Raw genomic sequence first — 12,706 nt, forward strand, 5'->3', positions numbered from 1 at the left:
ACTGGAGACAATGAAAAGGCCAGCCGTAAACCGGCGCTACCTGCCTAACAGTCCCTTCAAAGCCCCCGTGACACCCCCGATCGAGCAGTTCGCCGTGGGAGAGCGGGTCACCCACGACGAGCACGGCCTCGGCCGGGTCATCGGCGTCGAGGAGGGGATCGCGGTGCTTGTCGACTTCGGGTCGGTGCAGCGCCGGATCGTCAGCCCGTACACCAAGATGACCCATCTCTAGAGCCGTGGTGTCGACCGTGACGCCGGGCCGGGGGGTATCGGACGACCGCTTCCGGGTGGTTTCCGCATCCTCCTCGCCGGATCCCGTCACCGTCACCGTGCGCCGTTCCGCTCCCCCTTTCCGAAAGAGAGTCGTCCCCATCGCCAGTTCCTCGTTGTTCTCCGCTCCCGAGCAGGCGCTTCTGCCGTCCCGGGCCGGAGCGTGCGCTCCTACGATCACGCCCTTCCAGGCTCCCGACTTCGACGGAGCCATGGCCGAGGCCTCGGTCTTCGCGGATGCCGAGCCCGCACCCCGGGGCAGCCGTACGCCCTTTGTCCCCTCGGTGTGAGGCCGGTCTGCCCGGCCCGGGCCGGGCAGCACGCGGCGCGCGCCGCTGCCGCCGGGTGACCACCGCGAAGGCGGCAGGTCCGGTGGTCAGCGGCGCCCGGTGAAGAGCCGCGGTCACTGTGCCTCGAACAGCTCCAGCAAGTCCGCCTTCTCGAACATCCGTGCTGTGTCGATGGCGGAGGGCTGCCCCTCGGCGGGGTCTGCGCCGCCTTCCAGCAGCGCCCGGACCACTTCGGTCTCGCCCTTGAACACCGCTCCGGCGAGTGGCGTCTGCCCGCGGTCGTTGAGCCGCCCGGGATCGGCGCCCCGGGCCAGCAGGACCCGGACCGTGTCGGCGTGTCCGTGGTACGCGGCCAGCATGATCAGGGTGTCGCCCTTGTCGTTGCTGAGGTTCGGGGGCACCCCCGCGTCCACATAGGCGGCCACCGTGTCGGTGTCCCCATGTCTGGCCAATTCGAAGATCTTCGCCGCGAGCTGCAGTACCTCCGGGTCGTGGGCGGGCTCGTTGCTCTCGGGAGCCGGGCCGGTCATGAGTACTCCTTCTCGGGGCTGCGATCACCTGCAGCCGCTGATTGGGTGTCGGTTCTCCGACCGCAGGTTCTCAGACCGGCCCGTTCCCTGCCATCAGCCCTCACTCGATGGACGGCAGCGCCTCCCCGTGGTAACGGGCTCCGGCGTTCCAGAGCAGGAAGGATTCCATCCCGTTGTCGGCGGCGCCCCTGATCTGCTCGGAGACCTCCTTCGCCCCGTACGACACGCCCATGGAGAAGTCCTGCAGCCAGGGCACGATCTCGACGTGGGTGCCCTCGGTGATCTTGGCGAAGTCGGCCAGCGACCGGTGGGTGATGTCGTAGGGCTGGGTGTTGGGGGAGGAGACCCCGTACTCCCCGGCAGCCCAGTGCGAGGGGTAGATCATCGGCGCGATGTAGTCGGCGTGCTCGGCGAGCCCTGGGATGTCCTGGCCGATCTCGGTCGGCCGGGTGGCCGCGATGCCGTAGACGGAGACCCCGAGGAAGGCGCCGTGCTCGCGGACCACCGCGCGGGTGTCCGCGGTGAAGTCGACGATCGACTCCTCCGGGGTGCGGTCGCCGAGGCCCGGGAAGACCTGGGCGCTGAGCTTGCCGTCGGGCCGGCGGATGTAGTCGTAGAGGATGTCGTCGAAGCCCAGCTCGGCGGCCTCGGCCGCCAGATCGATGTGGTACTGCCGCACTTCGGGGTGGGCGAAGTTGGTGAAGGACAGCGCCCCGTAGTTCGTGCTGCCGCCGTACGGCTGCCCGTCGCTCGTCTGGGCCACCCGGTCCCGGTCACCGCTCTCCCAGGACGCCTTGGCCAGCACCGGGTCCCGGAAGGCGACGATCCGTCCGATGACCTCGCCGCCGGCCTCCTGGATCTCCTTGATGGCCTGGCGCGCGTCGTAGTGTCCCTTGACCGCGCCGATCTCCCGGGCCAGTGGGACCTGGGAGTCGTATCCGATCTCCCCGGACTCGTCCTTGATGTCGAGCTGCACCGCGGTGAGCTTTCCCTCCCGCACCAGCTCCAGGATCGGCTCGCGCAGCCCGTCGGAGGTCCAGCCGATGGCGCTCAGGTGTGCGGCGCGCATCAGAGGCCGCCGCACGGCGATGTCGATGCTCTCGGTGGCGGTGTTCCCCGCCTCGTCGGTCGCCGCGACCTCCACCCGCATGCCGGGGTCGGCGACCGGCACCTGGAAGGAGCCGTCCGGGCCGAGCGGCGCTGCCTGGCCGGCCACGGACAACTCCGCGGCTCCCGGGGCGGTGCCCGTGATGGTGACCGAGCCCGTCGGACCGGCGGCCTCGGCCGGATCCACGCTGAGCCCGGGCGGGGAGGTGTGCACCTCGAACGCCTTCTCCACGTTCCGTGACGTGAACGGGTTCGACCCGCCGTGCGTGATCCTGAGTTCGTATCTGCCGTCGGACAGCTCCGGCAGGTCGAGAGCGAGACCGTCACCGGCCGTCCGGGTCTCCACCGGTTCACCGTTCAGGGTGATCTCGGCCCCGTCCAGCCGGGTTCCGTGCACGGAGAGATCTACGGTGGACACCGTCTCGGCGTTGAACGTCCCGCTGTCCGGCAGCCCACGTATCTCCGTGTCGGGAGCGAACGGGCGAGCCGCCAGGACGGCTGCCAGAGTCGCCAGGCCGACGACCCCGGCGACGAGCGTGATGAGCAGCGGGCGGGGGAACCCGCTTGACGAGGAGTCGGAGGAGTCGGAGGAGCCGGTGACGACCGGGGGGCCCGGAGCGTCACCCGAGTCTGAGGAATCCGAGGTTATCCGGCCGAACCGCATTGGCGTTTTCCCTTCAAGGAGCTTGTGTGCACTGTCGTCGTTTCTCTGGATCTCTGTCCTGTTTGGCAGCTCTTGCCCTGTTGGCAGTCTCCTGCTCCGGCTCCGGAAGCGCACCCGCGGACGGGGCCGACCGGAGGGCCGCCGAGGAGGCGTCCTCCGGAACGGCGGGCCGTTCGGGTGAGTCCCCGGAAGGGGACGAGCCGCAGGCTCCGGACCCGGCGAGGGTGGGCGCCAACGAGCTCGGTGCGGTCCCGGTGCTGATGTATCACCAGCTCATCGACGACCCGAGCAGCGTCTACGACCGTACGCCGGAAGAGTTCCGCGCCGAGCTCGAGCGGCTCGCCGGCGAGAACTACGTACCCGTCACGGCGGGGGACTACAGCCGCGGAATGATCGACATTCCGGCGGGCACCCATCCGGTGGTGCTCACCTTCGACGACTCCACGAACAGCCAGCTCGCCCTGGGACCCGACGGCGAGCCCACCCCGGAGAGCGCCGTGGGCATCCTGCTGGACGTCGCCGCGGAGCACCCCCGCTTCCGTCCGACGGCGACGTTCTTCGTGAACGATGACCCGTTCTCCGGAACCGGGGCGGCGGAGGCACTCGGCTGGCTGGCTGCCAACGGCTTCGAGATCGGCAACCACACCCTGGGCCACGCGAATCTCGCCCGCAGTTCCGAGGCGGAGACCCAGCGGGAGCTCGCCGCCAACCAGCGCGCCATCCAGAAGCACGTGCCCGGCGCGGAGGTGGTCTCGCTGGCGCTGCCGTTCGGCATCATGCCCGAGCCGGCCGGGCTGGCGGTCTCCGGAAGTGATGACGGGGTGAGCTACGAGCACGCAGGGGTCTACCTGGTGGGCGCGAACCCGGCGCCCTCCCCCTTCGCCGACAGCTTCGACGCGGCGGCGATCCCGAGGATCCGCTCGGCCGGGGCGGACGACCAGGACGCCGAGTTCGGCTCCGCCAGCTGGCTCGACCGGCTCGCGGACGGCACCGTCACCCGCTACACGTCCGACGGGGACCCGGAGACCGTCTCCTACCCGGAGCAGGACGCCGGCCTGCTGGCGCCCGCCCACCGGGACCGGGCCCGGCCCTACCCGGCCGGGTAGGGCCGGAGCTGCGGCTCCGGGTCCGGCGTCATCCGTCTTCCGGCGGCGCCGACGGCCAGGCCGCCGGAGGACCTGCGGACCGGGTGACTGCGTGCCCGGCAGGTGCGGGCCGTCCCGGCAGTGCGGTCCGGGCGCCACCGGGCAGCGACCGGGACAGCAGGGGTGCCGGCCCGCTTCCCTGCTCCGGCAGCCGGTCGGGGAGCGGTTCTCGCGGTCCGGTGGCGCGCAGCTGGGCGTAGGCCGCCTCGATGCGCCCCTGCTCCGGCACGGATTCCAGCCGCATGATGCCGGCTGCCCGGCGCAGGGCGGCGGAGACCGCTACCGAGGCCCGGGCGAGCTGCTCCGGTACCTGGGCTGCCGGGACTTCGCGGATGAGGAGGCCGTGCCGGATGACGTCCGTGAAGACGGACTGGACGCGCTTGTACTGGAGGTAGACGGGGAGGTCCCGGAGCAGGCCCGCCGAGGCGCCGGGCAGGACTTCCTCCACGACGCGGCTCCAGCGGCCGGGGAGGGTCAGCTGCTGGGCGGGGGGATAGCCCATCAGGTGCAGGTGGGTCGCCAGGTCGTAGAGCGGGTCACCGAGCAGCGCCAGCTCCCAGTCGATGGTCCACAGCGCGCCGTCCTCCGCCGCGACGATGAGGTTGTCACGGTGCAGGTCACCGTGGAGGAGGCAGAACGGGCGGTGCGTGAGCTGGTCGGCTGCCCGGGCCAGCGGGCCGGTCTCGGCCAGTACCTGCGGTCCGATTCCCAGCGCGGCGAAGAGGGTGTGCATGGCCGGAAGGTGCGGGTGGTAGACCTGCTCCCGCGTGAAGCGGACCAGGGCGCGCAGGAACTCGCCGCTGTGCCGGGCCCGCCGGGAGGGCGGGCAGTGGTGCAGCAGCGCCAGGTCGGAGGGCCTGATGGCGGCGAGCCGGCCGAACAGGCCGAGCAGTTGGTGCAGGTGTCGTCGGGACAGGCGGCTGCCCGGGGGGCGCCGCAGGGCGAGGGGGTTGCCCTCGATGTAGCTGTGCACGGGGATGGTCGTGTCCCCGAGCCGGTAAACGGCCGGGACCCGGGGCACTTCCCTGCGCGCGAGTTCGACGAGGAGGTCCTCCTCGGCAGTGAAGCACCGGGGATCGAAGTGGTGGATGCCGGGGCGGGACCCGCCGACCTTGAGACGGCCCAGCTCTGCCAGGCTGCCCTCGGGGCGGATCACCTCCCAGTCGCGGTGGTATCCCGCGAGCCGTTCCTCGGTGGCCCCCAGGAGCAGGGGGGACGCGGGCGGCGCGGGTGTCGGGGTGTATGCGGGTGACCGTGGTGTCGTCGGCTGAAGGCTCATCATCCGTGGCTCCGAACGGCGGCGTGAGTGGGCCGGGCCCTGCCTTCAGTGCCGCACTCCGGTTCGCGGCGGGTGGTGCTGTCGCGGCTCGGTGTGGCTTCCGGGGACAGGACCCAGGCGGTGTCCGGGCTCGGCAAGACCACCCGGATACCGCCCAGTGCCGCGTCAGCCAGGGTTTGCGCGAGAGGCGAACCCTGGCGGACGCGGCACTAGCAGCACGGTACGCCCGCGAGGATCGGGTTGCCGACGGTCGGCGGCACCGATCACCCGACGGAGGAAGCGCTCAGTTCTCTCAGTACGTCGTCGAGGGAGTGGGTGAGGTGGGGGGCGCCCGCCGCGCTGAGCAGCCGCCCGGCCGCTTCGTCCGGGGCGTAGCCGATGAAGGCGGCCCCCGCTGCCCTGGCCGCGACCAGGTCCGAGGGGGTGTCACCGATGACGAGCGCGCGTCCGGGGGGCGTGCGGGTGGAGTCCAGGGCCCGGTACAGCACGTCGGGGTGGGGCTTGAGGAGAGCCACGTCCGCGGTCCGGCCGTGGAGGTGACCGGCGAAGTGGTCGGCCATCCGGTGCTTGCTCAGGTAGCCGGCAACGGCGAGCGGGGAGTTGTTGGTGACGATGGCGAGTTTTCTGCCCCGCTCGGCAAGCGCGCGAACCAGTGCTGCGGCGTGCGGGGTGGGCCGGGCGTTGCCGGCCGCGTACACCTCCTCATGGGTGAGTGCTTGCTCCAGGCGCCGGACGACGGCTGGGTCGGGTCTGCTCCGGGCAACGCCCCGCAGCACGGCGTGCGGGTCGTCGGTGGCGCGCAGTTCAGCGGTGAGCAGGAGCCCGGGGGGGTGGCTCAGTTCCTCGGCCAGGGCACGGAGCCGCTGGGCGATCGAGGCGGCCGGACGTGCGGCGAACAGGCTGCAGATCGGGCCGTCGAAGTCGAAGAGGACACAGTCAGCGTTACCGAGGAGTTCCCTCATTTAACCCAGTGTGACGGGTTGGGCAATCGTTGACCAGAGGGACTCGAACCACAGCAGTGACTCCTGAACGAATGCCGTCTCCTGCTCGTCCCGGCTGTCCTTGTCGGAGGAGGAGCGGAAGATCTTGGAACTCAGCCCGAGAACGTCGTAGATCTCCATCTGTTCCTGCTCGTACTCCACGGTGCGGGAGACCACCTGGTAGTAGCCGAGCAGCACCTCGGTGCCGTTCAGCAGGTACATCTTCTGCAGCGGGGTGGAGCCGACGGTGCGGATGTCCACCGTCACCTCGGGGACGAGCCGGCGTTCCGCGAGGGAGATCAGCTGGTGCCGGAGCGAGGCCGAGAAGGTACGGGTGAGCTGCTGCAGGCGTTCCAGCGGCCGCTTGTCCAGCGGGTCGGAGACGAGCTGGGGCAGGGCGAGGTGCACCTCCGGGCTCGGCAGCAGCACCCGGACGCGGATGGACCGGGGGGCCAGCTCGCCCGCCGAGATGGACATCATCGGGAGGGACAGTGCGGAGGTGAGGGTCTCCGCGGTGAGACAGAAGGCGTCTATCGATACGTGCTCGGACTGGAAGGCGAGCCCGATCCGGTCCGCGAGCTCCACGTCCGCGGTGCGGGGCGCGTCGGCGCGCCGCCCGGCGACGGTGGCCGGGGCGCCGCGCCCCCGGGACGCCAGGTAGCCCTCCCGCTCCAGGGTCGCGAGCGCCTGGCGGACGGTCGCGCGGTTGACGCCGAACTCCTCGACGAGGGCGCGCTGCGTGGGGATGCGGGCGTTACGGGGCAGCTCTCCGGACCGGATCCGTCTGCGGAGTTCGTCGGCGACACGGCCGGGGGGGTGGTGTTCGGGCGGCGACGCGGGTTCGCCGCCTTCCGGAGTGGGCTCCTGAGAGGTCTCCTGAGGCACCCGGTCACCTTACAACTTCAAGCCAGTTACCGATAGTTGCCGTTCGGGCGTTTCTGGTCAGCACTCAGCTGGGGATAACTCAGTCATGGTTGGCGGATAACTTCACCAACTTGTTCGTAGTTCGCTTAGTTGACACGACCCGAGGAGGGGTGCTGATGGTCACCTCCACACTCGTCGTCGCTGTCCTCGCCATCGTGGTGGAACGTGTGGTGGAGACCCGCTTCGGCCTAGCCGGGGTCATCGGCCTGCTTTTGCTGCGTACCGGCATTCGTCATCGCAACGCCACGTGCGGATGCGTGGGCGCCACGGTGCTCCTCATGCTGGTGCTGGACCCCTGACGGCACAGTGTTCCCACGGCGCGGCTTTCCTGGCCCGCGCCGGCTCAACGGCCCGCCGGCCCCGACCGGCGGGCCCTTGCCGTGCCCGCCGGTCAGAACCCGTCGGGGCACCACGGGCGCCGCCCGGTGTGCAGCAGCAGCCCGGCCCGCCGCACGGCACCGGGGCGCTCCTCCGAGATGCGGCCGAGAGCGGCCAGCCGGGCCGGCGTGTGGTCACCGAACTGGAGCGAGCTCAGAGCCCCGGTGTCCATCGAGAGGTCGGGGCCGCGAGTGGTGGCCGTGCAGCTCGCTCCCTGCGGCGACACCTCCAGGAGGTACCGGCCAGCGGTGAGTCCGAGCGGATCCGTCACGTCCAGCACCAGCTCTCCGGCCGCCGGGTAGGCGCGGGCCTCCAGCATCCGGGGAATGTCCAGCGGACGCATCCACAGAAAGTCCGCGTGCTCACGCGCCCGCGCCGCCCGGGGATCGGGCAGCAGGTGGGGCAGCAGGTCGTCGGGGCCACGGCCGCTCGCGGCGATCACCGTCACCCAGTCGACCGACAGCAGGAAGTGCCACAGGGCACGCTCGGCGGCCGGCGTGGTCGCGATCAGACGGTCCACCGTCGCGCGCTGGTCCGGCATCGAGCCCGTCCAGGTGGCGTCGGACCGGTAGGTGACCAGGCCCTGCGGCTCGCCGTCGGTGTCCCGGTACACCACGTGGAACGGCTCCTTCCACGCGTCGGGGCCGAAGTCGACTTCGCCGGTGTGCCGCTGCCACCACAACGGCCGGCGGTTGACGGCCCCGGGCTGCCCGGCCCGGAACCGGTCGTGCAGCCCGGGGCCGAGCTTGCGCACCTCCGCACCGTCGGCGAAGGAGATGCTGCCCCCGCACTCCGGCCCGGACCACCGCGGGTCCACCCCGGCCCGGGTACCGGTCACCTCCCAGGAGGTATGTGAGGTGACCGGCCCGAAACCGAACCGTCCGTAGATCGGGTACTCCGCGGCGATCAGCGTGGACACCACATCACCGCGCTCCTTGGCGGCGGCCAGATCGGCGGTGATGAGCCCGCTCAGCAGCCCGCGGCGCCGGTGAGTGGGCAGCACGGTCACCCCGGTGACGGCGTTCGACGCCAGCGCCGCACCGCCGACCGTGGTGACCTGCTGGTCGAAGCTGCGGTAGGTCGCCACGCACCGGTCACCCTCGAAGACCCCCACCGTCCGGCTGAGATCCATCAGGCGGCGGTGGGCGTCGAGCTGCTCCTCGGTGAGCAGCGGCGGCTGGGCGAACCCGGTCAGCACGGCGCGGAACCAGGCCGCGCAGTCGGAAGGGCTGTCAGTGACGGGGCGGGTGTCCAGAACCATGGTTTCGACCCTGTCACGCGGTGGGCGGTCCGGACCACCGGGTTTCCGCGGGCCGCCACCGGTACCGTGCCGGTCAGGGCTCACGCCCGGCGGGCCCTGACCGGCACAGGCATCAGAAGACCGCCCGGACCTCGCCGACCGGACGGCCGCCGCCCAGCAGCGGGGCGTGCGCGATCCGGCTCAGCACCTCCGACTCGACGCCGGCCCCGCGCAGCGCGGCGGCCAGCACCGGGCCGCGGGCCCGGGCGTTCCCGTCATCGATCTTGAATGCCAGGGCCCGGCCGTCCGCCAGCGCGACCGCCTGGACGCCCTCCGCACCCGCCTTCGACAGGGCGCCGGGCACGGCCCGCATCAGCCAGGTGTCCTCCAGGCGGGTGCCCGCCACGTACTCCGGGTGCGCCCGCATCGCGTCCGCCACCCGGCGCTCCGGGGTCCCCTCGGCGGCCAGCACGAAGGTACGGAACGCGCGGGCCAGGCCGGTCAGGGAGTAGGCCAGCAGCGGGGCGCCGCAGCCGTCCGTTCCGGTGTGCGCCACGGGCTCCCCGGTAGCCGACTCGACCGACTCCCGGATCAGCAGTTGCAGCGGGTGCCGCGGGTCGAGGTAGGAGTCCAGGGGCCAGCCGCGGGCGGCACAGGCCGCCAGCATCGAGGTGTGCTTGCCGGAGCAGTTCATGGCGATCCGGGTGCGGCCCCGGCCCGAGACCAGCTGTGCCTCCCTCGCCTCCTGGTCCACCGGCAGGTCCTCCGGACAGCCCAGCCGGTCCTCGGTCAGCCCGTGCTCGGCGAGCATGGTGGCCACCAGCTCCTGGTGGAAGCCCTCCCCCGCGTGACTGGCGGCGGCCAGCGCCAGCCGCGCCCCGGACAGTTCGAGACCGGAACGCAGCACCGCGGCCGCCTGCATCGGCTTGCTGCTGGAGCGGGGGTAGACCGGGGACGTGACCTCACCCAGCGCGCGGTCCACGGAACCGTCGGGGTTCAGCAGCACGAGCGCACCGCGGTGGTGGCCCTCGACGAAGCCGGAACGCACAACCTCGGCGAGGACAGGGGGTATCTGGGAGGACATCGTCGGCCTTCCGGGGCGATCGTCGGCGGGGGCGCTGACGGGCCGGGCCCGTCAGGAGAGCAGGTCGTCGACCTGCGCTTCGCCCTCACGGTACCTGCGGGTGATCTCCGCACTGCACCCGTCCACCGTGCCGTGCAGGACCTGCCGTCGCCCGGAGACCTGGGCCTCGTACCGCTGGAGACGGCCGAGCGCGGCGAGCAGCTCGTCGTCCGTCCGCGCGGTGAGGTCCGACAGCTCCACCTCGGACAGCATCTCCTCGGCCAGCCGCCGGTACTCCTCGCTGACCGGAGTGCCCAGCGTCACATGCCGGGCCGAGGAGCGCTGCGGCGACGGACTGTCGGCCAGGATCTGCGGCAGCTGGTCCACCACCGAGGAATCCGGTACGGACCGCCGCCGGCGCTCGGCCTCGAGGATGTCGATGCGGCCCTGCAGCAGCCTGCGCACATAGCTGAGGTCGGACTCCTCGCGCTGTGCCGTCCGCCGCAGCTCGCGCAGCTCCGGCAGACCCAGCCCGCGGAGGTCGGGCCGGACGGTGTCCCGGAGGGTGCTGCGCGCACTGCGGCGCCGGCGCGGCGGCCGGCCGGCCGGCTCCTGCGCACGAGCGGTCGGCACAGCGGCGGGCTGTCGCCCGGGACCCGGTGTGATCATTGGGTTGTGTCCCCTCGTACCTTTTCGGCGTGGTGGCACGGTACGTACCCCCTGGCACGCATCGTGTCACTGTGTACCCCCCGGGCGCAGCGTGTTGGCGCACCCATCCGGGCAAGCTCCGCGCCGGTGCGGGCCTGCGGCATGATGGTCGGCATGCGAGCAGTGGTGCAGCGGGTGGACGGCGCCTCCGTGGTGGTGGACGGCGAGACGGTGGGGGAGTTCACCGGTGAGGGGTTGTGCGTGCTGGTCGGCGCGACCCACGGGGACGGCCCGGAGACGGCGGCCCGGCTCGCCCGCAAGCTGTGGACGCTGCGCGTCCTGGACGGCGAGAAGTCCTGCTCGGACATCGGTGCCCCGCTCCTCGTGGTGTCGCAGTTCACCCTCTACGGTGACGCCCGGAAGGGCCGCCGGCCGACCTGGAACGCCGCCGCGCCCGGCGAGGTGGCCGAGCCGCTGGTGACCGAGGTGTGCGCCCAGCTCCGGAAGCTGGGGGCCCGGGTGGAGACGGGACGGTTCGGCGCGAAGATGCGGGTGACGCTGACGAACGACGGCCCCTTCACCGTCCTGCTGGAGATGTGACCCCCGGTGGAGCTCCGGCCCCCGGTGGAGCCGTGACGCCCGGTGCGGACGCGGCCCCTCCGGAGGTGCCCCCTCCGGAGAGGTGACGCCCCCCCCGCTCGGATCAGGGTTCGACGACGGCTTCCTGCGCGGCCAGGGTGTCGCCCGCGAGCAGCTCGACATCCAGGGGCACGTTCCGCTTCACCAGCGCGAGGGCGATGGGACCCAGCTCGTAATGGCGGGCCGCGGTGGTGACGAAGCCCAGCTGCCGGCCCTCGGGCCCGTCGGAGGACAGCCGGACCGGGTCGCCGTGCTCGGGGATCTTCACCTCGCTGCCGTCCAGGTGCAGGAAGACCAGCCGGCGCGGCGGCTTCCCCAGGTTGTGGACGCGCGCCACGGTTTCCTGGCCCCGGTAGCAGCCCTTCTCCAGGTGCACGGCCGAGCCGATCCAGCCCAGCTCGTGCGGGATGGTGCGGTGATCCGTCTCGCGGCCCAGCCGTGGGCGGTGACCTTCCACCCGCAGGGCCTCGTGGGCCAGCACCCCGACCGCCGGGCCGTGCTGCGCCGCGAAGGACTCCAGCCGGGCCCGGGGCAGGAACACGTCCCGGCCGTGCGGGGTCTGCAGGACCGTGGTGTCCGGCTCGAGCTCCGCGATGGAGCCTGCCGGGAGATACACCACCGCGAAGTCCGCGGTGCGGTCGGCGACCTCCACGCGGTAGAAGAACTTCATGCCCTCCAGGTAGCCGATCAGCGCTTCCGCCGCCCCCGGCTCGGTGTGCATCCAGGTCGTCGCGCCGTCGTCCACCAGATGGACGGCGTGCTCGATGTGACCCTTCGCGGAGAGGACCAGCGCCTCGGTGGCGTGTCCGGCCGGCAGCTCCGCCACGTGCTGGGTGAGCAGCAGGTGCAGCCAGGCCAGCCGGTCCTCGCCGGAGACGGACAGCACATCGCGGTGCGAGAGGTCCACGAAGCCCTCACCGCGGGCGAGGGAGCGCTGTTCGCGGAACAGATCACCGTAGTGCGCGGCCACTCCCGCGTCGGGAGCGTCCGCCTCCACGGCGGCGGGCAGGGCGAGGAGCGGGCTGGCGTAGGGCATACCGTCAGCGTACGACGCGCCGGGCCTGGAGCCTTCGGGCGCCCCGGCCGGTCAGGACCCGGCCTCCTGCTTCAGGGTGGCCGTGCACCGCGCGCACCGGCCGAAGATCGCGAAGTGCTTCATGTCGGTCTCGAAGCCGAACTCCTCGCGCAGCCGCTGGGTGAACGGGGCCGCCAGCTCCATCTCCGCCTCCACCACGGTCTCGCAGTCCCGGCACATCAGATGCATGTGCTGGTGCCGCTCCGCGAGGTGGTACGTGGGGGCGCCGTGGCCCAGGTGGGCGTGCGAAACCAGGCCCAGCTCCTCCAGCAGCTCCAGGGTCCGGTACACGGTGGAGATGTTGACCCCGCCCGCGGTACGGCGCACCTCCGCGAGGATGTCGTCGGGCGTGGAGTGCTCGAGTCTGTCGACAGCCTCCAGCACCAGCTGCCGTTGCGGGGTCAGCCGGTAGCCGCGCTTGCGCAGGTCGGCCTGCCAGTCGGTGCTCACCACGCCTGACAGTGTAGGCGCGGT

Annotated in this window: 14 protein-coding genes; 4 read left to right on the forward strand and 10 right to left on the reverse strand. The window is 71.9% G+C overall.

Annotation, left to right across the window (positions count from 1 at the left end; genetic code table 11):
- Positions 1–10 precede the first annotated feature (10 nt).
- Positions 11–232 carry a hypothetical protein gene (locus PJ985_RS10230; RefSeq protein WP_271683328.1) on the forward strand — a complete coding sequence of 74 codons (222 nt, stop codon included), beginning with the start codon at positions 11–13 and terminating at the stop codon, positions 230–232.
- Positions 233–673: 441 nt separating this feature from the next.
- Here the strand turns inward: PJ985_RS10230 and PJ985_RS10235 are convergent, their stop codons facing one another.
- Positions 674–1,090, reverse strand: a complete 417-nt coding sequence (locus PJ985_RS10235) for an ankyrin repeat domain-containing protein (RefSeq protein WP_271683329.1) — start codon at positions 1,088–1,090, stop codon at positions 674–676.
- 100 nt (positions 1,091–1,190) lie between these two features.
- Positions 1,191–2,861 (reverse strand): putative glycoside hydrolase, encoded by a 1,671-nt coding sequence (locus PJ985_RS10240; protein WP_271683330.1) that lies wholly within the window; start codon positions 2,859–2,861, stop codon positions 1,191–1,193.
- A gap of 62 nt (positions 2,862–2,923) precedes the next feature.
- Here PJ985_RS10240 and PJ985_RS10245 point away from each other — a divergent pair, with 62 nt between their 5' ends.
- Positions 2,924–3,967 carry a polysaccharide deacetylase family protein gene (locus PJ985_RS10245; protein WP_271683331.1) on the forward strand — a complete coding sequence of 348 codons (1,044 nt, stop codon included), beginning with the start codon at positions 2,924–2,926 and terminating at the stop codon, positions 3,965–3,967.
- Positions 3,968–3,995: 28 nt separating this feature from the next.
- Here the strand turns inward: PJ985_RS10245 and PJ985_RS10250 are convergent, their stop codons facing one another.
- From PJ985_RS10250 to PJ985_RS10260, 3 genes are all read right to left on the reverse strand, one after another.
- Positions 3,996–5,288: an aminoglycoside phosphotransferase family protein gene (locus tag PJ985_RS10250; RefSeq protein ID WP_271683332.1), complete on the reverse strand. Its 1,293-nt coding sequence runs from the start codon at positions 5,286–5,288 to the stop codon at positions 3,996–3,998.
- A 260-nt stretch (positions 5,289–5,548) separates the two neighbouring features.
- Positions 5,549–6,247, reverse strand: a complete 699-nt coding sequence (locus PJ985_RS10255) for an HAD family hydrolase (protein ID WP_271683333.1) — start codon at positions 6,245–6,247, stop codon at positions 5,549–5,551.
- Complete coding sequence (locus PJ985_RS10260; RefSeq protein ID WP_271683334.1) at positions 6,248–7,150, reverse strand: GntR family transcriptional regulator; 903 nt, start codon at positions 7,148–7,150, stop codon at positions 6,248–6,250.
- Between the two features lie 155 nt (positions 7,151–7,305).
- Between PJ985_RS10260 and PJ985_RS10265 the strand changes: the two genes are divergently transcribed.
- Positions 7,306–7,488, forward strand: coding sequence for a hypothetical protein (locus PJ985_RS10265; RefSeq protein ID WP_271683335.1), 183 nt, complete (start codon positions 7,306–7,308; stop codon positions 7,486–7,488).
- Positions 7,489–7,580: 92 nt separating this feature from the next.
- On the opposite strand, the gene PJ985_RS10270 is transcribed toward PJ985_RS10265, so the two are convergent.
- The 3 genes from PJ985_RS10270 to PJ985_RS10280 all read right to left on the reverse strand — a co-directional run bounded on the left by PJ985_RS10270 (position 7,581) and on the right by PJ985_RS10280 (position 10,539).
- Positions 7,581–8,828, reverse strand: a complete 1,248-nt coding sequence (locus PJ985_RS10270; RefSeq protein WP_271683336.1) for a GNAT family N-acetyltransferase — start codon at positions 8,826–8,828, stop codon at positions 7,581–7,583.
- Between the two features lie 112 nt (positions 8,829–8,940).
- Entirely contained in the window at positions 8,941–9,891 is a 951-nt protein-coding gene (locus tag PJ985_RS10275; RefSeq protein ID WP_271683337.1) for an asparaginase, read from the reverse strand.
- Positions 9,892–9,942: 51 nt separating this feature from the next.
- Positions 9,943–10,539: an RsiG family protein gene (locus PJ985_RS10280; protein WP_271683338.1), complete on the reverse strand. Its 597-nt coding sequence runs from the start codon at positions 10,537–10,539 to the stop codon at positions 9,943–9,945.
- Between the two features lie 153 nt (positions 10,540–10,692).
- Here PJ985_RS10280 and dtd point away from each other — a divergent pair, with 153 nt between their 5' ends.
- Positions 10,693–11,118: a D-aminoacyl-tRNA deacylase gene (dtd, locus tag PJ985_RS10285; protein ID WP_271683339.1), complete on the forward strand. Its 426-nt coding sequence runs from the start codon at positions 10,693–10,695 to the stop codon at positions 11,116–11,118.
- A 103-nt stretch (positions 11,119–11,221) separates the two neighbouring features.
- On the opposite strand, the gene ygfZ is transcribed toward dtd, so the two are convergent.
- Positions 11,222–12,193: a CAF17-like 4Fe-4S cluster assembly/insertion protein YgfZ gene (ygfZ, locus tag PJ985_RS10290; protein WP_271683340.1), complete on the reverse strand. Its 972-nt coding sequence runs from the start codon at positions 12,191–12,193 to the stop codon at positions 11,222–11,224.
- Between the two features lie 51 nt (positions 12,194–12,244).
- Positions 12,245–12,685 (reverse strand): Fur family transcriptional regulator, encoded by a 441-nt coding sequence (locus PJ985_RS10295; protein ID WP_271683341.1) that lies wholly within the window; start codon positions 12,683–12,685, stop codon positions 12,245–12,247.
- Positions 12,686–12,706: the final 21 nt, after the last annotated feature.

Source organism: Streptomyces sp. ACA25 (genome assembly GCF_028200735.1).
GTDB lineage: Bacteria > Actinomycetota > Actinomycetes > Streptomycetales > Streptomycetaceae > Streptomyces.

What these genes read in the sequence shown, in the direction of transcription:
- PJ985_RS10230 (WP_271683328.1), top strand. Translation starts at nt 11, where the DNA reads ATGAAAAGGCCAGCCGTAAACCGGCGCTACCTGCCTAACAGTCCCTTC.
- PJ985_RS10235 (WP_271683329.1), bottom strand. Translation starts at nt 1,090, where the DNA reads ATGACCGGCCCGGCTCCCGAGAGCAACGAGCCCGCCCACGACCCGGAG.
- PJ985_RS10240 (WP_271683330.1), bottom strand. Translation starts at nt 2,861, where the DNA reads ATGCGGTTCGGCCGGATAACCTCGGATTCCTCAGACTCGGGTGACGCT.
- PJ985_RS10250 (WP_271683332.1), bottom strand. Translation starts at nt 5,288, where the DNA reads ATGATGAGCCTTCAGCCGACGACACCACGGTCACCCGCATACACCCCG.
- PJ985_RS10255 (WP_271683333.1), bottom strand. Translation starts at nt 6,247, where the DNA reads ATGAGGGAACTCCTCGGTAACGCTGACTGTGTCCTCTTCGACTTCGAC.
- PJ985_RS10265 (WP_271683335.1), top strand. Translation starts at nt 7,306, where the DNA reads ATGGTCACCTCCACACTCGTCGTCGCTGTCCTCGCCATCGTGGTGGAA.
- PJ985_RS10270 (WP_271683336.1), bottom strand. Translation starts at nt 8,828, where the DNA reads ATGGTTCTGGACACCCGCCCCGTCACTGACAGCCCTTCCGACTGCGCG.
- PJ985_RS10275 (WP_271683337.1), bottom strand. Translation starts at nt 9,891, where the DNA reads ATGTCCTCCCAGATACCCCCTGTCCTCGCCGAGGTTGTGCGTTCCGGC.
- PJ985_RS10280 (WP_271683338.1), bottom strand. Translation starts at nt 10,539, where the DNA reads ATGATCACACCGGGTCCCGGGCGACAGCCCGCCGCTGTGCCGACCGCT.
- dtd (WP_271683339.1), top strand. Translation starts at nt 10,693, where the DNA reads ATGCGAGCAGTGGTGCAGCGGGTGGACGGCGCCTCCGTGGTGGTGGAC.
- ygfZ (WP_271683340.1), bottom strand. Translation starts at nt 12,193, where the DNA reads ATGCCCTACGCCAGCCCGCTCCTCGCCCTGCCCGCCGCCGTGGAGGCG.